Origin of the sequence: Agrobacterium sp. ST15.16.055, assembly GCF_027956555.1 — a bacterium.
Classification (GTDB): domain Bacteria; phylum Pseudomonadota; class Alphaproteobacteria; order Rhizobiales; family Rhizobiaceae; genus Agrobacterium; species Agrobacterium salinitolerans.
Genome location: NZ_JAQKGN010000010.1, coordinates 150586 through 170592 on the forward strand (window position 1 = coordinate 150586; position 20007 = coordinate 170592).

The following is a 20007-nucleotide window of genomic DNA, read 5'->3' on the forward strand; positions in this document are numbered from 1 at the left end:
TTTCATGTGGTTGATACCGCAATTGATTTTTCGATGCACGGGGCTATCAGTGAAATTTGCAAAACGTCTGCTGCTGGCGATTGCCGTTATCTATCTGCTTCCCGCGCTGGCATCGGCCGGCCTGTGGGCCATGAAGGACCATCCGCGCGGCTGGAACGCCGCGAGATGGTCGTCCTCCGGCATGCTGCCGGCCGCATCCAGCAACAGAGAAGCCGCCGTCTACGTCTTTTCCGCCATGACCGGCGGTTTCAAGGGCTCGGTCGCCAGCCATGCCTGGGTCGTGCTGAAAAAGCCGGACGCCACAAATTATGACCGTTATGACAAGGTGGGCTGGGGCACGCCGATCCGCCACAATGGTTATGCGGCGGATGCCTACTGGTATTCCAACATGCCGCGTCAGGTGGTGGCCATTCACGGCGCGGAAGCGGAAAAGCTGATCCCGAAGATCGAAAAGGCGATTGCCGACTATCCCTACGGCAAGCCGGGCGGCTATCGCATCTATCCCGGCCCCAACTCCAACACCTTCGTCGCCCATGTGCTGCGCAGCGTGCCGGAACTCGGCGTCGTGCTGCCGCCGGATGCGGTCGGTCGCGATTATCTGCCGGACGGCGCGTTTTACCACATCGCCGACGACTGGAAGGATGTAAGCGTTTCGCTTGGCGGCCTGTTCGGCGTTTCGGCGGGTGCCCGCAGCGGTCTCGAGGTGAATTTTCTCGGCCTTGTCGCCGGCATCGATTTCAGCCGGCCCGGCGTAAAGATACCGGGGCTCGGTTATTTCGGCGTGGCGGGCATCCGCGCGTAAACGGTTACGTTTCGCTGGCCTGAGCGGCGCGTCGGGCGCGGATGCTCTGGGCGATGAAGACCCGCGACAGGCCATGATAAAGCGGCTCGCGGGAGAAAAGCCGCGATGTCAGATATCCCAGCATCGATGCGGCCATGATGGGCATGACGCCTTCATGATTGCCAGTCATTTCAAGGATAATGACAAAGGCCGTCATCGGCGCCTGCACCACGCCCGCAAAATAACCCGCCATGCCGACGATGGCGCCAAGGCCGATGCTGGTGCCGAGCAAGGTGGCCATGGTGCTGCCGAAACCCGCGCCCACGGACAAGGACGGCGCGAAAATGCCGCCGGGAATGCCCGAGATCATGGCAAGGAACGTCGCCGCCAGTTTTTCGATGAAGAAGAAGGTAGGCGCGGCCTCGCCCTCGATTGCGGCGCGCGCCTGTTCGTAACCGGTTCCGAAGGTGGCGCCTCCAGACACTATTCCGATTGCCGCGGAGGCAAGGCCGCAGACCGCCGCCACTGCCAGCATCCGCTTTAACGGCATGGTCTGGGCGAAACGGCGGATGCGCGCAGATAGGCGCAGGGCGCCAGAGCTGAAAAGAGCGCCAAATGCACCACCGCCGACACCGCAGACGAGCACCAGCAGCCAGTCCATCGTCGTTTTCGCCATGACTGAACTGGTGCCGAAATAGGTATAGCTGCCGACCAGAGCCAGCGAGGCAAGGCCCGACAGGATGACGGCAGTGAGAACCAGACCATTGGCGCGGGATTCATAGGTCTTGCTCATTTCCTCGATGGCGAAGACGATGCCCGCAAGCGGCGTGTTGAAGGCCGCCGCAATGCCTGCCGCCGAACCGGCGAGAATGAGGCCCTTCGCCTGCGCCATGCCGCCCCAACGGGCTGCCTGCAGCATGATCGAAGCGCCAACCTGAACGGTCGGGCCTTCACGGCCTATGGACGCGCCGGAGAGCAGACCGGCGACCGTCAGCACCACCTTGCCGAAAGCGAGCTTCAGCGACAGAAGCCGCGAACGGTCCGCATCTTCCCGCAGGTGCCGCGCAGCGATGGCCTGCGGAATGCCGCTACCGCCGGCATTGGGAAAAACCGTGATCGCGAGCCAGGCGCAGAGCGTGAAGCCGAGCGGCGTGATGATGAGCGGCAGCAGAAACGCCCATTCCCCCGATGAGGTTGCCGCGAAGAAAAGGTGCTGGGCCCGATCCGCCGCCCACGCAAACCCGACGCTGATAAGGCCAACCGCAATCGCACCTATCCAGAAAACCGCCCTCGGCCTCCACACCCGCCATGAGCCCCAGACAACACGGGAACGGCGGAGCATCTTCAGCTTCTTGTAATCGGCGGGCATGGCAATCCGGATCGGTAATTGGTGTTCAAGGCGGGTGTTCGTTATCGGCCTCCCGGACGGTGATTGCAAGTTTTGCATTTGACAATTCCATCCAGCCGGGTCAAGTTGTGCATCGCAATTGCAACGCAAGGAGATGCAACATGAAAACGGCGACACTTCCCTCGCTGCGGGTGACGGCCGATTTTCGCGAAGCAGCGGAAAGCGTGCTGAAGGATGGCGAGACGCTCTCCTCTTTCGTTGAAGATTCCGTACGACGGCAGGTAGAAATCCGTAAATCGCAGGCGGAGTTCATTGCGCGGGGCTTGGCTTCGCTAGAAGAGGCTGAACGAACAGGCGTGTACTATACGACCGACGATGTCCTCTCGATGATGGAACGGAAGCTCGATGCGGCAAAGGCTGCAAAGCGCAAATGACATATTCGCTTCGCTATACCCAGGAAGCGTTAGATGACTTTGATCGCATTTATGATTTTCTGATTGTTTACGATATCGATGTCGCGGACAAGGCGATCCGCGCTGTCAGGGCGGGCCTCGAGATTTTGACCGACTTCCCGTTCAGCTGCCGCAAGGCATCCCCTGACAACAGCCTGATACGCGAACTCCTCATACCTTTCGGTTCATCAGGCTATATCGTGCTGTTTCGCATCGACAGCCCGGAAACCGTCACAATAGCCGCCGTTCGCCACCAGCGCGAGGATGACTATCATTGACCCTCACCGATCGCTGACAGCCGCACGCGGGTTCGCCCACGGCTCCTGATTGGAGCGGGGCAGCGGGGTTTTGCCGAGAATATGATCAGCGGCTTTTTCGCCCGTCATGATCGAGGGGCCGTTGAGGTTGCCGTAGGTCACGTGCGGGAAGATCGAGCTGTCGGCAACGCGCAGTCCTTCGACGCCGATCACGCGGCACTCGGGATCGACCACCGCCATCGGATCGTTCCTGTCGCCCATCCGGCATGTGCCGCAGGGGTGATAGGCGCTTTCCAGATGTTCTCGCAGAAAGGCATCGATCTGCTCGTCGGTCTCGATATTCTCACCCGGCTGGATTTCCGGGCCACGGAATTCGTCGAATGCTTTCTGGCCAAAGATTTCCCGCGTCAGGCGCACGCAATGGCGGAATTTTTCCCAGTCTTCGGGATGGCTCATATAGTTGAAACGAATGACCGGATCATCCGTCGGATCGGCGGAGCGAAGCGTGACATTGCCGCGCGATTTCGACAGGTTGTAACCCACATGCGCCTGGAAACCATGGCTTTTCGCTGCCGCCTTGCCGTCATACGAAATCGCGACGGGCAGAAAATGATATTGGATATCAGGCTGTTTCAGGTCGGGCGCGGAGCGCAGGAAGGCGCAGGCCTCGAACTGGTTGGAGGCGCCGAGCCCGCCTTTCGACAGCAGCCATTGCGCACCGGCCACGCCCTGCCAGAACCATGGCAACCATGAATAAAGCGAGACCGGCTTGGTGGAGACCTGCTGGAAATAAAACTCCATATGGTCCTGAAGATTGGCGCCGACACCGGGACGATCCGCCTTTACCTCGATGCCCATGTCTTTCAGATGCGCGGCAGGGCCGATGCCCGACAACATCAGCAGTTTCGGCGAATTGAAGGAGGATGCGGACACGATGACTTCACGACCGGCCTTGATGGTTTCCACCACGCCCCTTCGCTCGATCTCGACACCCACGGCACGGCCATTCTCGATGACGATCTTGCGGGCAAAACCATTGACCAGCGTGACGTTGCCGCGCTTCAGCGCCGGTTTCAGATAGGCGTTGGCGGCGGACCAGCGGCGACCATTGTGGATCGTCTGCTCCATCAGGCCGAAACCTTCCTGCTTGGAGCCGTTATAGTCATCGGTCAGTTCAAAACCGGCCTGCGCGCCGGCCTGAATGAAAGCGTGAAACAGCGGATTGTTGACCGGCCCGCGCTGTACATGCAGCGGCCCTTCCGTACCACGCCAGCCCTCCTCACCGCCATGGCTGTGCTCCATGCGCTTGAAATAAGGCAGCACATCCGCATAGGCCCAGCCATGCGCGCCAAGCTCTTCCCAGCGATTGAAATCCTCCGCATGGCCGCGCACGTAAACAAGGCCGTTGATGGAGGACGAGCCGCCGATGACTTTTCCACGCGGGGCGGTGATGCGGCGATTGTTCAGCCTCGGCTCAGGCTCCGAGAGATAACCCCAATTGTAGCGCTTCATGCTCATCGGCCAGGCAAGTGCTGCCGGCATCTGGATGAAGGGGCCGAAATCGGAACCGCCGGCCTCGACGACGATGACGGAATAGCGGCCATCTTCCGACAGGCGATAGGCGATGGCGGAGCCTGCGGAACCGGAGCCGACGATGACGTAATCTGCTTGCATTTCGAAACATCTCCAGAATGAACATCTGCGCCTGTGGCTTCACCCCCCCTCTGTCCTGCCGGACATCTCCCCCTCAAGGGGGGAGATCGATCTGCGGCGAGGTCGCGCCCATCTCAACGTTAGCGAATGAAGTGGTGGTGGCGCCGCTTGCCGATTTTCCCCCTTGAGGGGGAGATGCCCGGCAGGGCAGAGGGGGGTGAAGCCACAGGCACCGCCCCATCAATAAGGCGCGTCCACCTTCCCCGTGCTCACGTAAACCGTCTTCAACTCGCTATAATGCTCCAGCGCCGCCGCCGAATTCTCGCGTCCGAAGCCGGATTGTTTCGAGCCGCCGAAGGGAATTTCCACCGGGCAGAGATTGTACGTGTTGATCCACAGCGTCCCCGCCTCCAGCTGATCCACCACACGGTGAGCGCGGGCGAGATCAGCGGTGAAGACGCCGCCGGCGAGGCCGAACTCGGTGGCGTTGGCGCGGGCGAGAACCTCTTCTTCGTCGTCAAAATCCAGCACGCACATGACTGGGCCGAAGATTTCTTCACGGGCAATGGTCATGTCGTCGGTCACATCGGCAAACACGGTCGGCTGAACATAGGCGCCCTCGCCCGCGACATTGTTGGGAATGCCGCCGCCGGTGATGAGGATCGCGCCTTCCGCCTTGCCCTTTTCGATATAGGAAAGCACTTTCTCCTGCTGGGCCTTGGAGACCAGCGGGCCGAGATGGGTGGCGTAATCGAGGGGATCGCCGAGGATCATTGCTTCCGTGCGGCTTTTCAGGTTTTCGAGGAAACGGGCCTTTGCCTTTTTCTGCACGAAGACACGCGTGCCATTGGAGCAGACCTGGCCGGAGGAATAGAAGTTGCCGAGCATGGCCCCACCGACGGCGCTTTCAATATCGGCGTCGTCGAAAACGATCATCGGCGACTTGCCGCCGAGTTCCATCGTCACATGTTTCAGATGCCCGGCGGCGGCGGCAGCCACCTTGCGGCCGGTCGGGACTGAGCCGGTGAGCGAAACCTTGGCGACATCCGGGTGGTTGACGAGCAGCGGCCCGGTATCACGATCCCCCTGAATGACGTTGAACAGGCCCTTTGGCAGACCGGCTTCGATGAGGATTTCGGCGATCTTCAAGGCGCCAAGCGGGGTGTTTTCCGAGGGCTTGAAGACCATGGCGTTGCCGGCGACCAGCGCAGGCGCGGCCTTCCAGCAGGCGATCTGCTGCGGATAGTTCCACGCGCCAATGCCAACGCAGACGCCGAGCGGCACGCGCTTGGTATAGGCGAAATCGCCACCGAGGGGGATGTAATCGCCATTCAGAGCCGAAGGCGCGATGCCGCCGAAAAATTCGAAGGCATCCGCACCCGAGGTCGGGTCGGCGACGATGGTTTCCTGAATGGGTTTGCCGGTATCCAGCGTTTCCAGCGTGGAAAGCGCATCGTTGCGTTCGCGCATGATATCGGCGGCGCGTTTGAGGATGCGGCCGCGCGCCATGGGGCTCATCGCCGCCCATTCCTTTTGGGCGCGCTTGGCCGAGGCGATGGCACGCTCGACAATCGCCGGCGTTGCTGCGTGAAGCCGGGCGATGATCTCACCGGTTGCGGGAAAGACGCTGTCGAACGGCGTGCCGGTATTATCTTCGACATAATCGCCGTCGATGAAATGCGAGGCTTTCGGCTGCGCCCTGAGCGGCGTGGCGATGGTCATGTCGAAGTCTCCTAGAGAATACGGACGGACGGCTTGGCGCGCTGTCCATCGGGAAAAGATTTGAGCTGCGTGTCGAAATAGTCCTCGACGAGCGCCGGCGCGGAAGCGAGGCCGAGCGGCGCGGAACGCAGGCTGTGCCTGATATAAAGCCCGTCGATCAGCGCCGCCGCCCCTTCCGCAATGCGCGCGGCATCATCGGGCGGGCAGAGCCGGTTGAGGCTCGCCATGAGGTTGGAGCGCAGGCGGCGGGAATAAAGGACCAGCAGGCGGCGGGTTTCTTCCGAGCGCTGCGCCTCGACATAAAAGGCAAGCCACGCCGCCACCGTTTCCGGCGTGAACTGGTCGCTCTGGAAGGAGACATGCACGATGGCGCTCAGCTTTTCGCGCGGACCGGAGGCGCGGATCAATGCCGCCACGGCATCACGCCTCAGATCGCGCAGCAGGCTGCGAATGGTTTCCAGAAGCAGCTGCTGCTTGCTGCCGAAATAATGATGCGCAAGGGCCGCCGACACGCCCGCTTCCCGGGCGATGTCGGACATTGTCACATTCAGCGAACCATGGTGACCTATGGTGCGCAGTGCCGCATCCACCAGCGCCTTGCGGCGCAAAGGCTCCATTCCGATCTTGGGCATAAGCGTCTCCTTGATGGCGGGCAAAATATTCTTGATTGATCAATCAATCAATAAAAAACGCGCCATTTTTTGTCGCTGATTTGCGATAGATCATATTTTCCGCCGCCGGGGAGCTTTAGGTTGCCGCTTATCCGCCCAGCATGGCGAGCCACGCCGCCGCCCGGCTCACGCGGGAAAAACTAAACCGTGATTTACTGCGAATTGGGAATGGAACGCGTTTCGTGCTAATATTGATGACGATATAAATTTCGCTGGAAGCGGCGCCAGACGAAAGACGATAAAAACGCCCGCCATAGACCACGACGGCACCCGATCCCATACATCGAAAGACCGTTCGCAGTGTTTAAAGAAGGGAGTGATATCATGCCAATGGTGACAGTGTCGATTTCCCCGGAACAGGCAGCAAGAATGCGCGAGGCCGTGAATTGCGGCGCTTACGCATCCGGCAGCGAGGTCGTCAGGGCAGCGCTGAGACTATGGGCTGCCTCCGCCGAACATGGCGTCGGCGCAACGTCGACCGAACCTGTCGAAGCGGACCGGGAACGCATGAATGTTGCGGAACTTTATGCCGCACACACCGGGCATATCCGCCGGGCATAAGGCCCGGCGTAACAACCTTCCATATTGAAAGGGTTGTAACAAAACGTTCATCAAAGCTTCACAGTCGTGAAAGCTTTTGTTGACCTGTAATCTGCGATTGTTCGCCGCAAAAGAGACGGGTTCCCGATGGCGCATTCCATACGGCGCGCCACCAAAAGGACCGGCAACAGCGGAGAAATAGAAATGCAGGCCGTCACGCTGGAGAACGATGTCATAAGGCGTTTTGCCTCCGGGCATATGTTTCCCATGGCGAAACTGGTGCTTGAAACGGCGTTTCAGCCGATTGTCGAGGCGACGACAGGCACGATCTTCGGTTATGAATCGCTGATGCGCGGCCATGACCGGCTCGGTTTTTCGAGTCCGCTGGCGCTTCTCGACCAGGCTGCCGCAGATGGCGAGTTGAAGGCCTTCGAGCAGATGCTGGCAAGCCGCGCGCTCGCGAAATTCTCCACGCTGCCCGACTTCTCCTCCGCCACCCTGTTTCTCAACCTCGATGTGCGGCTGATCCCGCATGGCGACGCCATTTTGGACAAGCTCGTCGGCTATCTGGCGCGGGCGGGCATACCGGCCTCCTCGATCTGCTTCGAGCTTTCCGAACGTTTCGACAATACCAGCGTGCCGGAATTCACGGCGCTGATCGCCCGCATGCGCAAGGAAGGCTTCAAGCTGGCGATCGACGATTTCGGCGCCGGCCATGGAGAGATGAAGCTGCTCTGCGACTTCCCGCTGGATTACCTGAAGATCGACCGGCATTTCATCACCGGTGTCGACCAATTGCCGCGCAAGCAGCACCTTGTGCGCAACATCGTCAATATCGCTCATATTCTCGGCGTCAGGGTCATTGCGGAAGGTATCGAAACCGAGGCGGAGTTTTTGACCTGCCGCGAATTCGGCGTCGATCTGGTGCAGGGCTGGCTGATCGCCAGACCGACGGTCTTCACCAGCGAATTGCCCGAAAGTTTTCCGCACCTCAACCGCATGGGCGTGGCGCGGCGCAACAGCCAGACGCTGGACGAGATTCTTATCCGCCGGGAAATAGAACGCCTTCCCACCGTATTCGAACATGACAGCGTCGATAGCGTCTTCGAGCTGTTCCGCAGAAATCCGCAGCAGGCCTTCTTCCCGGTTCTCAACGCCAATGGCGAACCGCGCGGCGTCATCAACGAATATCACCTCAAGGAATATATCTACCGGCCCTTTGGCCGCGATCTGCTCAAGAACAAGATTTATGAGCGCACCATTTCCCATTTCGTCGACCCCGCACCGATCGTCGGCCTCGATGCCGACGCGGACCAGTTGATGAACATGTTCGCCAGCATGGGCGGCAGCGCCTGCATCATCCTCACAGAAAACATGCGTTATGCCGGCATCGTTTCCGCCGCTTCGCTCATCAAGGTCATCAATGAAAAACAGCTGAAGATGGCGCAGGACCAGAACCCGCTGACGGCGCTGCCCGGCAACCGCGCGATTGGCGGCTTCATTACCGACCGCTGCAGCGACGGCGACGAGACGCGCTTCTTCTGCTATTGCGACTTCGATAATTTCAAACCCTTCAACGACAAATACGGTTTCAACGCCGGTGACCACGCCATCACCCTGTTTTCAGCGCTGATGCGGCGTTACTTCTTCGCTGGCGACTGCTTCCTTGGTCATATTGGCGGCGACGATTTTTTCATCGGCGTGCGTGACTGGTCTGTGGAGGAATTGACGGAAATCCTCGAGCGGCTGCTCAGCGATTTCCACGACGATGTCGCCGGGCTTTATTCCGACGAAGACCGTGCTGCCGGATGCATGAAGGGGCAGGACCGCAACGGCGATGAACGGGACTTTGCGCTGCTGCGCTGTTCCATCGGTGTCCTCACTTTGCCGAAAGGGTCGATCATCGCCAATCCCGAACGAATCGGCAGCGAGATTGCCGGTGTGAAGGCGGCCGCCAAGGAAAACGAAGGCGGTCTCGTCGTCAGGGTATTCGGCGAGACAAATTGACACTCGCGACCAACGGCCTTCTTCCCACGAACGCACATCTGACCTACATCTTCGGGTGAGGCCGACAAGTGAGGAGTTGCCCCTGCCCATGTCCGACACCAAGACCCTGCCCGAAATAATGCGCTTCATCGACCTGCCGTCCCATGGCGGCCCGGAAGTGATGCAGTCTTCAAAAGCGCCTTTACCGAAACCCGCCAAGGGGGAGATATTGGTGAAGGTCGAGGCGGCTGGGGTCAACCGTCCCGACGTCGCGCAAAGACAGGGCATCTATCCGCCGCCAAAAGGTGCAAGCCCGATTCTCGGGCTGGAAATCGCCGGCGAGGTGGTTGCGCTGGGTGACGGCGTCACCGAATTCAAGTTGGGCGACAAGGTCTGCGCGCTCGCCAATGGCGGCGGTTACGCCGAATTTTGCGCCGTTCCCGCCGGGCAAGCCCTGCCCTTCCCCAAGGGCTACGATGCCGTCAAAGCGGCCGCGCTACCGGAAACCTTCTTCACCGTCTGGGCCAATCTCTTCCAGATGGCGGGCCTGACGGAGGGTGAAACCGTGCTTATCCACGGCGGCACCAGCGGCATCGGCACGACGGCGATCCAGCTTGCGAAAGCCTTTGGCGCGGAGGTTTATACAACGGCGGGCTCAGCGGAAAAATGCGAGGCCTGCGTGAAGCTCGGCGCTAAGCGCGCGATCAATTACCGCGAGGAGGATTTCGCCGAGGTCGTGAAATCCGAAACCGGCGGCAAGGGCGTCGATGTCGTTCTCGACATGATCGGCGCGGCCTATTTCGAAAAGAACCTTTCCGCACTCGCTAAGGACGGTTGCCTCTCCATCATCGCCTTTCTGGGTGGTGCGACAGCCGAAAAAGTCGACCTGCGGCCGATCATGGTCAAACGCCTGACCGTCACCGGCTCGACCATGCGGCCCCGCACCGCCGACGAGAAGCGCGCCATCCGCGACGAGCTTGTCGGAGAGGTCTGGCCGCTCATCGAAAACGGAAAGGTTGCACCCGTGATCAACCGGGTGTTCACCTTGGACGAGGTCACGGAAGCGCACCGGCTGATGGAAAGCAGCAGCCATATCGGCAAGATCGTGATGAAGGTGTCGTGACGAGTGCCTCTTGCATTACTGACGAATCGTACTACCTTCTAGTCATGTTCAACGTATCGGAAGGAGGTGATCCAATGTCTAGTGAGATTTCGGTCTCTGGTGCAGGCAATGGAAAGGGTGGTTTTGCGACGGGGCAGCCCTCGTTGTAAGCCTCTTCTGCCTTCGGAACGTTGAGAAACAGTCCCGGGTCTGTAAACAGGACCAAACTCATGGAAGGGTCGCTTCGGCGGCCCTTTTCCGTTTCTGCGTATTGCTTTGAGTATTGGGGAGATCTGCGCCTCGAGTGCCGGTGCGGTTCTCTCGCGACGAGAAAACCTCCTTAATCACATCGCAGTTCACCGCAGTTGAAACCATTGATGGTTTCAACTGCGGTGTAAAGTGGAATCGGAGTAAATGTGGCGCGCGTTAGAAAGCGACAAATCATCGACCATCAACTGCGGTCACGTCTCCCTTATTTCTTCCCGAACACCTTCCACCGCGTCGGGCGGAAGCGCAGTTGCGCGCCCACGGCCACGGCGGCGTTAAGCGGCACTTCGATTTCGAGGTGATAGGGCTCGTGGCCGTTATTGGCGATGTCGATTTCGGCGATGCGGGCGCCCGCGAGGCGGCGACAGGTGGTGACCTTGCCGTAAAGCGCGTCCTTCTCCTCAGTCAACACTACATCTTCCGGACGGAAGAAAAGCTCGCCCTCGCCTGTGCCGTTCCCGTCGATGCCGATGCTTTCGCCCTGGAACAGCACGTGGCCGTCGCGGATCGCCACCGGCAGGTTGGAGGATTCGCCGATGAAGGAGAAGACGAAGGGGGAGTTGGGCGTGTCATAGACATCATCCGCCGTGCCGACCTGCTCGATCTTGCCCTGACTCATGACGACGACGCGGTCAGCCAGTTCCAGCGCCTCTTCCTGATCGTGGGTGACGAAGACAGTGGTGTGGCCGGTACGGTCGTGGAACTCGCGCAGCCAGCGGCGCAGCTCCTTGCGCACCTTGGCGTCCAGCGCGCCGAAGGGCTCGTCGAGCAGCAGGACCTTCGGCTCGATGGCGACGGCGCGGGCGAGCGCCACGCGCTGACGCTGACCGCCGGAAAGCTGCGATGGGTAACGCTTCTCAAGGCCGGAGAGATGCACCATATCGAGAAGTTCGGAGACGCGCCTGCGGATTTCCGCATTCGGCGGACGCGTGGCGGAGGGGCGGACCTTGAGACCGAAGGCGATATTGTCGGCCACCGTCATGTGGCGGAACAGGGCGTAATGCTGGAACACGAAACCGACATTGCGCTCCTGCACCGTGCGGTGCGAGGCATCCTCGTCGCCGAAGAAAATCTGGCCGGTCGTCGGCTGATCGAGACCGGCGATAAGACGCAAAAGCGTCGTCTTGCCGGAACCGGAAGGACCGAGCAGCGCGATCAGCTCGCCGGAACGAATGTCGAGCGACACGTCGTTCAGCGCCGGAAAGCGGTCGAACTGCTTGGTGATGCCGGAGACTTTCACTTCCATGAAGATGCCTTTCAATGCTTGCCGGCTGCGTTGCCCGCGCCAAAGCGTAGTTCGAGAATGGTTTTGAGAACGAGCGTCACCAGCGCCAGACCGGCGAGCAGCGTCGCCACAGCAAAGGCCGCGCCGATATTGTACTCATTATAGAGTATCTCGACATGCAGCGGCATGGTGTTGGTCTCGCCGCGAATATGACCCGACACCACAGAGACGGCGCCGAACTCCCCCATGGCGCGGGCGTTGCAGAGCAGAACGCCGTAGAGCAGACCCCATTTGATATTGGGAAGCGTGACGTACCAGAAGGTCTGCCAGCCGGAGGCGCCGAGCGAAATCGCCGCCTCCTCGTCACCATTGCCCTGATCCTGCATCAACGGGATAAGTTCGCGCGCGACGAAGGGAAAGGTGACGAAGATGGTGGCGAGCACGATGCCGGGCACGGCGAAGAGGATTTCTATGCCGTAGCTCTTCAGCCATGGCCCGAGCACGCTATGGGACGAGAACAGGATGACATAGACCAGACCTGAGATCACCGGCGAGATCGAGAACGGCAAGTCGATCAGCGTGATCAGGAACGCCTTGCCCTTGAACTCGAATTTCGCGATCGCCCAGGCGGCCATCACCCCGAAGATCAGGTTCACCGGCACGGAAATGGCCGCGACGAGCAGCGTCAAGCGGATGGCGGAGAGTGCGTCGGGTTCGACAATCGCCTCCCAGAAGGCGTCTGCGCCCTTGCGGAAGGCTTCGAAGAAGACCGATATCAGCGGCAGAACCAGAAAGGCCGCAAGGAACAGGAACGCTATCGCAATCAACGCCAGCCGGGCGGGAAGGCTCTCGCTGGCGGGATCGCGGAACGGCCGGGGGGATGTGCGGGAAACGGTCTCAGACATAACCGTACCTCCTTCGGCTCCAGGCCTGAATGAGATTGATGAGGAACAGCATGGCGAAGGAGATGATCAGCATGATGGTGGCGATGCCCGTCGCGGCCGCATAATTGAACTCCTCCAGCCGGATGACTATGAGGAGCGGCGCGATTTCCGAGACGTAGGGAATATTGCCGGCGATGAAGATGACCGAGCCGTATTCCCCAACGCCGCGCGCAAAGGCGAGCGCGAAACCCGTGAGGATGGCGGGCGTGAGGCTCGGCAAAAGAACGCGGCTGATAGTCTGAAAACGATTGGCGCCAAGCGTTGCCGCCACCTCTTCCACCTGCCGGTCGATCTCCTCCATGACAGGCTGCACGGTGCGGACCACGAAGGGCAGACCGATGAAGATCAGCGCAATGACGATGCCGGTCGGCGTAAAGGCGATCTTGATGCCGAAGGGTTCGAACAGCGAGCCGACCCAGCCTCTGTTAGCATATAGCGTGGTGAGCGCGATGCCCGCCACCGCCGTCGGCAGGGCGAAGGGCAGATCGACGATGGCGTCCACAAAGCGGCGGCCGGGGAAGCGATATCGCGTCAGCACCCAGGCGACGATGACGCCGAAGACGGCGTTGACCAGCGCGGCAAGAAATGCCGTGCCGAAACTGACACGCAGCGCATTCAGCGTGCGGCTATCCGTGGCGATTGCAATGAAATCTGAAAAACCGAGTTTCGCCGTGGACCATATGAGACCGCCCAGCGGAATAAGAATGATGAGAAACAGATAGGTCACGGTGTAACCAAACGTCAGGCCGAAGCCCGGTATGACGCTCGACTGCCGCCATTTCCACCTGTTTCCGGATGTATTATTGCTCATCAAGGCTCCGGATAAACTTTGTTCTATTTTATTTTCAGGACAGAAACCGGGGTCGGTTGTCCTGAAGATGCCCTATGGGACCCGGTATTCCCGGCGTCCATTACAAAGTATCGACCGGCACGAGGTCCGGTCGATCAGGCTTTCATCGCCTTGTCCCCGCGGACGGATGACGACGTTTCACCCCATCATCCGCTTACTTGGCGGGCTTGTAAATCTGGTCGAAGATACCGCCGTCACCGAAATGTTCAGGCTGCGCCTTCGCCCAACCGCCAAACTGCGGGTCGTCAATGGTGACGAGCTTGATCTCGGGCAGCTGCTTGAGCAGATCCTTGGAAACCGCAGCGGGATTGGACGGGCGGTAGAAGTGTTTCGCCGCAATATTCTGGCCCTCGTCGGAATAGAGATATTGCAGATAGGCTTCTGCCACCTTCCGGGTGCCCTTGGCATCGACATTGGCGTCAACCACGGCGACCGGCGGTTCCGCAAGGATCGAGATCGGCGGCACCACGATATCGAAAGCGTCAGCGCCGAATTCCTGACCGGCGAGATAGGCTTCGTTTTCCCAGGCGAGCAGCACGTCGCCGATCTGGCGCTGTGCGAAGGTCACCGTGGAGCCACGGGCACCGGTATCAAGAACCGGGGCGCGCTTGTAAAGCTCGCCGACATAGGCCTCGATCTTGTCCTTGTCGCCCTTGAACTCTTCGTTCGCCCAGGCCCAGGCCGCCAGGTAGTTCCAGCGCGCGCCGCCAGAGGTCTTTGGGTTCGGCGTCACGATCTGCACATCGCCCTTCACCAGATCGCCCCAATTATGGATGCCCTTGGGGTTACCCTTGCGAACGAGGAAGACGATGGTGGAGGTGTAAGGCGAGGAATTATGCGGCAGGCGGGTGCGCCAGTCCTTGTTGATCTTGCCGGAGTTCTGAACGATGGCGTCGATATCGCTCTGCAGCGCCAGCGTCACCACGTCGGCTTCCAGACCATCGATAACCGAACGGGCCTGCTTGCCGGAGCCGCCATGCGACTGCTGGATGGTGATATCCTCGCCGGTGTCGGCCTTCCACTTCTTGGCGAAGGCTTCGTTGAAATCCTTGTAGAGTTCACGGGTCGGGTCGTAGGACACGTTGAGCAGCTTGGTCTGCGCAGCGGCCGAGCCAGCGCCGCCAAGCGCCAGTGAAAGGCCAAGCGCCACAACGCTCAAACCGGACAGAAGCTTGGACATCGGTATTCCCTCCTGATTGCGACGGCTTAACTCTACCGGTTGGGTAGAGTTGGTCAATGAGGCCGAATACGATCGAAAAACTGTTTCCCGAGAGCGTTTTTCCGGGCAACAAAAACAGCGCAGCGTAAGCGAAAGGCGCAACAAGCGTCGTGTAAAACTTTGCTGAATGCAAAAGCGTTTCACATTTTTGATGATTTTTTGCCGCTATGGCGGAAAATATTATGAGGTTTTAGACGATTTTTTCGTCAGGCTGTCAGAAGATCGGGCACTTCAACACCCGCCACGGCATCGGCGATGGTGGTGTTGAAAAGAATGTTGCGGGTGGCGTCGGCCACGCGGGCAAAGACGTGGCGGATTTCGCACTGCTTTTCGCCATCGCAATCCTCGCAGCGGCGATAGGCGGTCTGTGACAGGCAGGGCAAGGGCGCGAGCGGCCCGTCGATGAGGCGCAGCACTTCGCCGAAGGTGATGTCCGATGCCGGGCGCGCCAGAAGATAACCACCCTGCTTGCCGCGCCGGCTTTCGACCAGGCGTTCCTTCTTCATTTCGAGCAGGATCTGTTCCAGAAACTTTTTCGGAATGGCCTGTTCGCGGGCAATGTCGGAAATCTGCACAGGACAGGCGCCGTCGGCCTTGGCCAGCGAAAGGAGCGCCCTCAGCGCGTATTTTGCCTTCTGCGAAATCATCGTAAAACCAGTAGACCACAAGCCCGGATACCCGGCAATTCCCGCTTAGCGCAGAAGTTGTCACAATTCAAATCCAAGCTGCAAAGAAGGTGAACGGGCATCTTTTGCTCATAGATCGTGCGCGTGAGGCATTTTTGCTCTGAAGTGCAGCGCACAAAGACTGTCATTTCTGTTCGCATAGCCGGATTTCAACAATAATCGGCCATGGAAATCCCGGACGTGACAATGACGATCAATTCAGCAAATGCCTCCGCCGATGCCGCTTCTCTCGACGCCACGCTTGCCGGGCTCGATCTTTCGGGTCGGCTTTCGTTTATCGCCGGCCTTGGTGGGCGGGCGGTGTTCACCACCAGCCTCGGCATCGAGGATCAGGTCATTACGGCCGCCATCGGCACGCACCGCCTGCCGATCGACGTCGTGACGCTGGAAACCGGCCGGCTGTTCAAGGAAACTGTCGATCTCATCGACGAAACCGAAGAGCGTTTCGGCATCGAAATCCGCCGGTTCCGACCGGAGCAGGACGATATCGACGCCTATGCCAAAAAATACGGCCTGAACGGTTTTTACGAAAGCGTAGAAGCCCGTCACGCCTGCTGTCATGTCAGAAAGCTGATCCCGCTTGGCAAGGCGCTCGAAGGCGCCGTCTTCTGGATCACCGGCCTCCGTCGCGGACAGTCGGGCAATCGCGCCACGACGCCGTTTGCCGAATTCGACGCGGATCGCAATCTCATCAAGATCAATCCGCTGGCTGACTGGGATATCGACCTCATCCGGGCGCATGTCGCCCAGGAGAACATTCCCGTCAATCCGTTGCATCAGCGCGGTTACCCCTCCATCGGCTGCGAGCCCTGTACGCGCGCCATCAAGCCCGGCGAGCCTGAGCGCGCAGGACGATGGTGGTGGGAAAACGACGAGAAGCGCGAATGCGGTCTTCATGTCGCCGGTGCGGAGCAGACACCCGCCGTTTCCGCCATCCCGCAACGATAATCATTCAGACCATTTCCGGAGTTCACAATGTCCAACGCAGTCCACGAGACGGACAGCAAGAATACTGTCGCATCCAAGCCGCCGCTCGATCCCCATCTGAAGGCGCTTGAAAACGAAGCTATTCATATTTTCCGCGAAGTCGCCGCCGAATTCGATAATCCCGTGATGCTCTATTCCATCGGCAAGGATAGTTCCGTGCTGCTGCATCTCGCGCGCAAGGCTTTCTTCCCCGGCCGCGTGCCCTTCCCGCTGTTGCACGTCAATACGGGCTGGAAGTTCAAGGAAATGATCGAATTCCGCGACAAGATCGTCAAGGAATATGATCTTGACCTGATCTCCTACACCAACCCGCGCGGTGCGAGCGAAAACGTGACGCCCTTCACCCATGGTTCGGCGCTTTACACCGACATCATGAAGACCGAGGCGCTGCGTCAGGCTCTCGACGCCGGCCAGTTCGACGCAGCCTTTGGCGGCGCACGCCGTGACGAGGAAGCGAGCCGCGCCAAGGAGCGCATCTATTCCTTCCGCACGCCTGACCATAAATGGGACCCGCGCAACCAGCGCCCGGAATTGTGGAACATCTATAACGGCATGGTCCGCAAGGGCGAAAGCGTGCGCGCCTTCCCGCTCTCCAACTGGACCGAAGTGGATATCTGGCGTTACATCGAGGCGGAGAACATTCCGCTGGTGCCGCTCTATTACGCCGCCGAGCGTCCCTATGTTGAACGCGACGGCATGATGATCCTTGCCGAAGACGAGCGTCTGGAGCTTCTGCCTGGCGAAGAGATCAAGCATGGCTCGATCCGCTTCCGCACGCTCGGCTGCTTCCCGCTCACCGGTGCGATCCGTTCCGAAGCGGCGACGCTTCAGGAGGTGATCGCGGAACTCGAAATCGCCACCGTTTCCGAACGACAGGGCCGTGCGATTGACCGCGACCAGTCCGGTTCCATGGAGAAGAAGAAGCGCGAGGGGTATTTCTGATGAGCGCTGCAGCTGCCAACACCCCCTCCTCTTCCGCCACCATTCTGCCGTTTGCCGAACATTCGAAGGCGGCACGCGACACGCGTCCGCTTCGCCTCATCACCTGCGGCAGCGTCGATGATGGCAAATCGACCCTGATCGGTCGTCTTCTCTGGGACACCAAGGCCGTCAAGGAAGATCAGGCCGCCACCCTGCATCGCGACAGCGGCAAGCAGAACGATCTCGGCCTTCCCGATTTTGCCCTGCTGCTGGATGGTCTTCAGGCGGAGCGCGAACAGGGCATCACCATCGATGTCGCCTATCGTTATTTCGCAACCGACCGGCGCGCCTTCATCGTCGCCGACACGCCCGGCCATGAGCAATATACCCGCAACATGGCGACCGGCGCTTCCACCGCCGATCTTGCCGTGCTGCTCGTCGATGCCCGCACCGGCATTCTGGAACAGACCCGCCGCCACGCCACCATCGCGGCGCTGATGGGCATCCGGCAATTCGTGCTGGCCGTCAACAAGATCGACCTGACGAATTACGACAAGGCCGGTTTCGAACTGATCGCCCACGAGTTCCGCGATTTCGCCTCCAACCTCGGTATCAAGCAGATCACCGCCATTCCGATGTCGGCGCTGAAGGGTGAAAACGTCGTTCTCTCCGGCAAGGCCGCCATGCCCTGGTATGAAGGCCCGACGCTGGTGGAAACGCTGGAGTTGGCCACCGTTCGCTCCGCGCAGTCCGGCGGCTTCCGCCTTCCGGTGCAGCGCGTCTCGCGGCCGGGTGAAAGCTTCCGTGGCTATCAGGGTACGGTTGCCGGCGGTTCGGTGAAGCCCGGCGACAGCGTCGTCGTCCTGCCTTCCGGCATGGTCGCCAACGTCAAGCAGATCGTTACCTTCGATCTGGTGCGCAATGCCGCCGTGGCGGGCGATGCGGTCACGCTCGTCCTCGACCGTCAGGTGGACGTCTCGCGCGGCGACATGATCGTTTCCATTGAGGCGCAGCCACAGACGGGCCTTGCCTTCGACGCGCAGATCGTGGCCTTGCAGCCCGGCGGCATCGAAGCGGGCAAGCGCTACTGGCTCAAAAGCGGCAGCCGCCGCCAGCGTGTCAGTGTGCAGCCCGTCAGCCAGCTGAACCTGAAGGAAGGCGAATGGCAGGCGCATGAAACCGCACTGCCGATGAACGCCATCGGCAAGGTGCGGCTTTCCTTCGATGAGACGGCGATCTTCGATCCCTATGAACAGAACCGCGCGACCGGTTCCTTCATCCTGATCGATCCCGACACCAACAACACGGTCGCGGGCGGCATGATCGCCGGCAAACGCAGTGTCGGTGCGTCGGAAGAACAGGGCGACCGGGTCATTCTCTCACTGCCCGCCGATCTTGCGGAAAAACTGCTGGCCAGCGAGCTCCTCGCCAAGCACCGCGACGAGATCGACATCCGCCGCACCGACGGCGCAACGGCCGCGCGGCTGATCGGCGATCTGGGCTGACACGCCCCCCTCAAACAAACAAAAGGCGACCGTCAAAGCGGTCGCCTTTTTCGTTTCAGGGCCTTTTCCGCGTCAGAGACTGCGGATTGGCTTAAAACACGAACATATAAAGCAGAATGATCACGAAGATCGGAACGCCCATAGCCCACAATGCAATACCCTTCAGCATGTTATCCTCCATTGTTGTATGGTTGAATAACGACTGAGGCGGCTTTCCGATCCATGCCGCTCTCCTGATTTTTACGGGTTGTTTCTCGGCGGCAGAAAAAGCTGTTTGTTCATTCGACGTTCATGCACGAAAGGCGAATTTGCATGCGGTCGCTCCGCCAAGCGGCCCAACAGAGGCTCGTTGTTTGAAAAAGCAGCGGGCCTCTTTTTTGATCGCGATAAGTTGATCGCGACGAGGCCCCTGAAACTCAGGGCCCATGACGGTGAGGGATAACTTCTTGGATTGTGAAGAAGAATTGAGACTTCTAAGACGGTTCCTGTCGCGCGTCCCCTGAAACAGGCCGCGACATTGAGGCCTGGCGCTTGGCGGAGCGACGGGCCTCTTTTGCTGGTATTCCGTGTGGCGACACCAAAAGCCCGCCGAAGCGGTCCATCCCTATTTTTTGAAGGCGCTTATTCGCACCTGCGCCCGGATTTCGAGAAGTAAGCGGCGAATGCAGTCCAACCGGCGCGGCTTTTGACAGCCCGGTTTCTGTGCGAGATTTCGATCTTGGAAGTTTCGGGATGAGTTGCAAGCCGCCGTAACTATTGGGCTTTGTCCGACTTGAGAGATAGGTGACGTTTTGTACCGGAGACATGGGTAACACTTTTCGCTTTGCGGGAGGTGTTGATGCCGTGGAGAGAGACTTCGGTTATGGAAGAACGTCTACGCTTTGTCGCCCG

Annotated in this window: 18 protein-coding genes; 9 read left to right on the top strand and 9 right to left on the bottom strand. The window is 59.8% G+C overall.

What is annotated here, in order from left to right; translation table 11 throughout:
• The first annotated feature begins 49 nt into the window (after nucleotides 1–49).
• Nucleotides 50–802 (top strand): DUF3750 domain-containing protein, encoded by a 753-nt coding sequence (locus tag PL599_RS15855; RefSeq protein WP_162520405.1) that lies wholly within the window; start codon nucleotides 50–52, stop codon nucleotides 800–802.
• 4 nt (nucleotides 803–806) lie between these two features.
• Here the strand turns inward: PL599_RS15855 and PL599_RS15860 are convergent, their stop codons facing one another.
• The gene (locus PL599_RS15860) at nucleotides 807–2150 is read right to left on the bottom strand and encodes a chloride channel protein (RefSeq protein ID WP_191216974.1); all 1344 of its coding nucleotides are present in this window, start codon (nucleotides 2148–2150) and stop codon (nucleotides 807–809) included.
• 140 nt (nucleotides 2151–2290) lie between these two features.
• On the opposite strand from PL599_RS15860, the gene PL599_RS15865 reads away from it, so the two are divergent.
• Together PL599_RS15865 and PL599_RS15870 are read left to right on the top strand one after the other, a co-directional pair.
• Nucleotides 2291–2563 (top strand): YlcI/YnfO family protein, encoded by a 273-nt coding sequence (locus tag PL599_RS15865; RefSeq protein WP_142912384.1) that lies wholly within the window; start codon nucleotides 2291–2293, stop codon nucleotides 2561–2563.
• Entirely contained in the window at nucleotides 2560–2859 is a 300-nt protein-coding gene (locus tag PL599_RS15870) for a type II toxin-antitoxin system RelE/ParE family toxin (RefSeq protein ID WP_142912383.1), read from the top strand. Before PL599_RS15865 ends, PL599_RS15870 begins: the two co-directional genes overlap by 4 nt.
• A 3-nt stretch (nucleotides 2860–2862) precedes the next feature.
• Here PL599_RS15870 and betA read toward each other — a convergent pair whose 3' ends face one another.
• From betA to betI, 3 genes are all read right to left on the bottom strand, one after another.
• A complete protein-coding gene (betA, locus tag PL599_RS15875; protein WP_269824448.1) occupies nucleotides 2863–4512 on the bottom strand; it encodes a choline dehydrogenase in 1650 nt (549 codons plus the stop codon).
• 219 nt (nucleotides 4513–4731) lie between these two features.
• Nucleotides 4732–6213: a betaine-aldehyde dehydrogenase gene (gene betB / locus PL599_RS15880; RefSeq protein WP_269824449.1), complete on the bottom strand. Its 1482-nt coding sequence runs from the start codon at nucleotides 6211–6213 to the stop codon at nucleotides 4732–4734.
• Between the two features lie 11 nt (nucleotides 6214–6224).
• A complete protein-coding gene (gene betI / locus PL599_RS15885; protein ID WP_077983026.1) occupies nucleotides 6225–6845 on the bottom strand; it encodes a transcriptional regulator BetI in 621 nt (206 codons plus the stop codon).
• Between the two features lie 363 nt (nucleotides 6846–7208).
• Between betI and PL599_RS15890 the strand changes: the two genes are divergently transcribed.
• The 3 genes from PL599_RS15890 (at nucleotide 7209) to PL599_RS15900 (ending at nucleotide 10533) form a co-directional block, all read left to right on the top strand.
• Nucleotides 7209–7445: a ribbon-helix-helix domain-containing protein gene (locus PL599_RS15890; protein ID WP_077982768.1), complete on the top strand. Its 237-nt coding sequence runs from the start codon at nucleotides 7209–7211 to the stop codon at nucleotides 7443–7445.
• 183 nt (nucleotides 7446–7628) lie between these two features.
• Nucleotides 7629–9431 (top strand): GGDEF domain-containing protein, encoded by a 1803-nt coding sequence (locus PL599_RS15895; RefSeq protein WP_142912380.1) that lies wholly within the window; start codon nucleotides 7629–7631, stop codon nucleotides 9429–9431.
• A gap of 88 nt (nucleotides 9432–9519) precedes the next feature.
• Entirely contained in the window at nucleotides 9520–10533 is a 1014-nt protein-coding gene (locus PL599_RS15900) for an NAD(P)H-quinone oxidoreductase (protein WP_269824451.1), read from the top strand.
• 451 nt (nucleotides 10534–10984) lie between these two features.
• Here the strand turns inward: PL599_RS15900 and PL599_RS15905 are convergent, their stop codons facing one another.
• The 5 genes from PL599_RS15905 to PL599_RS15925 form a co-directional block, all read right to left on the bottom strand.
• The gene (locus PL599_RS15905) at nucleotides 10985–12025 is read right to left on the bottom strand and encodes a sulfate/molybdate ABC transporter ATP-binding protein (RefSeq protein WP_269824452.1); all 1041 of its coding nucleotides are present in this window, start codon (nucleotides 12023–12025) and stop codon (nucleotides 10985–10987) included.
• A gap of 11 nt (nucleotides 12026–12036) precedes the next feature.
• The gene (gene cysW, locus PL599_RS15910; RefSeq protein ID WP_269824453.1) at nucleotides 12037–12909 is read right to left on the bottom strand and encodes a sulfate ABC transporter permease subunit CysW; all 873 of its coding nucleotides are present in this window, start codon (nucleotides 12907–12909) and stop codon (nucleotides 12037–12039) included.
• Nucleotides 12902–13759, bottom strand: a complete 858-nt coding sequence (cysT, locus tag PL599_RS15915; RefSeq protein WP_142912378.1) for a sulfate ABC transporter permease subunit CysT — start codon at nucleotides 13757–13759, stop codon at nucleotides 12902–12904. Before cysT ends, cysW begins: the two co-directional genes overlap by 8 nt.
• Nucleotides 13760–13952: 193 nt before the next feature.
• Nucleotides 13953–14978: a sulfate ABC transporter substrate-binding protein gene (locus PL599_RS15920; RefSeq protein ID WP_142912377.1), complete on the bottom strand. Its 1026-nt coding sequence runs from the start codon at nucleotides 14976–14978 to the stop codon at nucleotides 13953–13955.
• Nucleotides 14979–15223: 245 nt separating this feature from the next.
• A complete protein-coding gene (locus PL599_RS15925) occupies nucleotides 15224–15664 on the bottom strand; it encodes an RrF2 family transcriptional regulator (protein ID WP_269824454.1) in 441 nt (146 codons plus the stop codon).
• Nucleotides 15665–15868: 204 nt separating this feature from the next.
• Here PL599_RS15925 and PL599_RS15930 point away from each other — a divergent pair, with 204 nt between their 5' ends.
• Genes PL599_RS15930 through cysN form a run of 3 tightly spaced genes read left to right on the top strand, consistent with a single transcriptional unit; the run spans nucleotide 15869 to nucleotide 19116 of the window.
• Nucleotides 15869–16651: a phosphoadenylyl-sulfate reductase gene (locus PL599_RS15930; protein ID WP_269824455.1), complete on the top strand. Its 783-nt coding sequence runs from the start codon at nucleotides 15869–15871 to the stop codon at nucleotides 16649–16651.
• Nucleotides 16652–16678: 27 nt separating this feature from the next.
• Nucleotides 16679–17632 carry a sulfate adenylyltransferase subunit CysD gene (gene cysD, locus PL599_RS15935; RefSeq protein ID WP_077982773.1) on the top strand — a complete coding sequence of 318 codons (954 nt, stop codon included), beginning with the start codon at nucleotides 16679–16681 and terminating at the stop codon, nucleotides 17630–17632.
• On the top strand, nucleotides 17632–19116 hold the full coding sequence (gene cysN / locus PL599_RS15940; RefSeq protein ID WP_137409908.1) for a sulfate adenylyltransferase subunit CysN: 1485 nt from the start codon (nucleotides 17632–17634) through the stop codon (nucleotides 19114–19116). Before cysD ends, cysN begins: the two co-directional genes overlap by 1 nt.
• The last annotated feature ends 891 nt before the right edge of the window (nucleotides 19117–20007 follow it).

Coding starts and splice junctions, on each gene's coding strand:
- PL599_RS15860 (WP_191216974.1), bottom strand. CDS start 2,150: ATGCCCGCCGATTACAAGAAGCTGAAGATGCTCCGCCGTTCCCGTGTT.
- PL599_RS15865 (WP_142912384.1), top strand. CDS start 2,291: ATGAAAACGGCGACACTTCCCTCGCTGCGGGTGACGGCCGATTTTCGC.
- PL599_RS15870 (WP_142912383.1), top strand. CDS start 2,560: ATGACATATTCGCTTCGCTATACCCAGGAAGCGTTAGATGACTTTGAT.
- betA (WP_269824448.1), bottom strand. CDS start 4,512: ATGCAAGCAGATTACGTCATCGTCGGCTCCGGTTCCGCAGGCTCCGCC.
- betB (WP_269824449.1), bottom strand. CDS start 6,213: ATGACCATCGCCACGCCGCTCAGGGCGCAGCCGAAAGCCTCGCATTTC.
- betI (WP_077983026.1), bottom strand. CDS start 6,845: ATGCCCAAGATCGGAATGGAGCCTTTGCGCCGCAAGGCGCTGGTGGAT.
- PL599_RS15890 (WP_077982768.1), top strand. CDS start 7,209: ATGCCAATGGTGACAGTGTCGATTTCCCCGGAACAGGCAGCAAGAATG.
- PL599_RS15895 (WP_142912380.1), top strand. CDS start 7,629: ATGCAGGCCGTCACGCTGGAGAACGATGTCATAAGGCGTTTTGCCTCC.
- PL599_RS15900 (WP_269824451.1), top strand. CDS start 9,520: ATGTCCGACACCAAGACCCTGCCCGAAATAATGCGCTTCATCGACCTG.
- PL599_RS15905 (WP_269824452.1), bottom strand. CDS start 12,025: ATGGAAGTGAAAGTCTCCGGCATCACCAAGCAGTTCGACCGCTTTCCG.
- cysW (WP_269824453.1), bottom strand. CDS start 12,909: ATGTCTGAGACCGTTTCCCGCACATCCCCCCGGCCGTTCCGCGATCCC.
- cysT (WP_142912378.1), bottom strand. CDS start 13,759: ATGAGCAATAATACATCCGGAAACAGGTGGAAATGGCGGCAGTCGAGC.
- PL599_RS15920 (WP_142912377.1), bottom strand. CDS start 14,978: ATGTCCAAGCTTCTGTCCGGTTTGAGCGTTGTGGCGCTTGGCCTTTCA.
- PL599_RS15925 (WP_269824454.1), bottom strand. CDS start 15,664: ATGATTTCGCAGAAGGCAAAATACGCGCTGAGGGCGCTCCTTTCGCTG.
- PL599_RS15930 (WP_269824455.1), top strand. CDS start 15,869: ATGGAAATCCCGGACGTGACAATGACGATCAATTCAGCAAATGCCTCC.
- cysD (WP_077982773.1), top strand. CDS start 16,679: ATGTCCAACGCAGTCCACGAGACGGACAGCAAGAATACTGTCGCATCC.
- cysN (WP_137409908.1), top strand. CDS start 17,632: ATGAGCGCTGCAGCTGCCAACACCCCCTCCTCTTCCGCCACCATTCTG.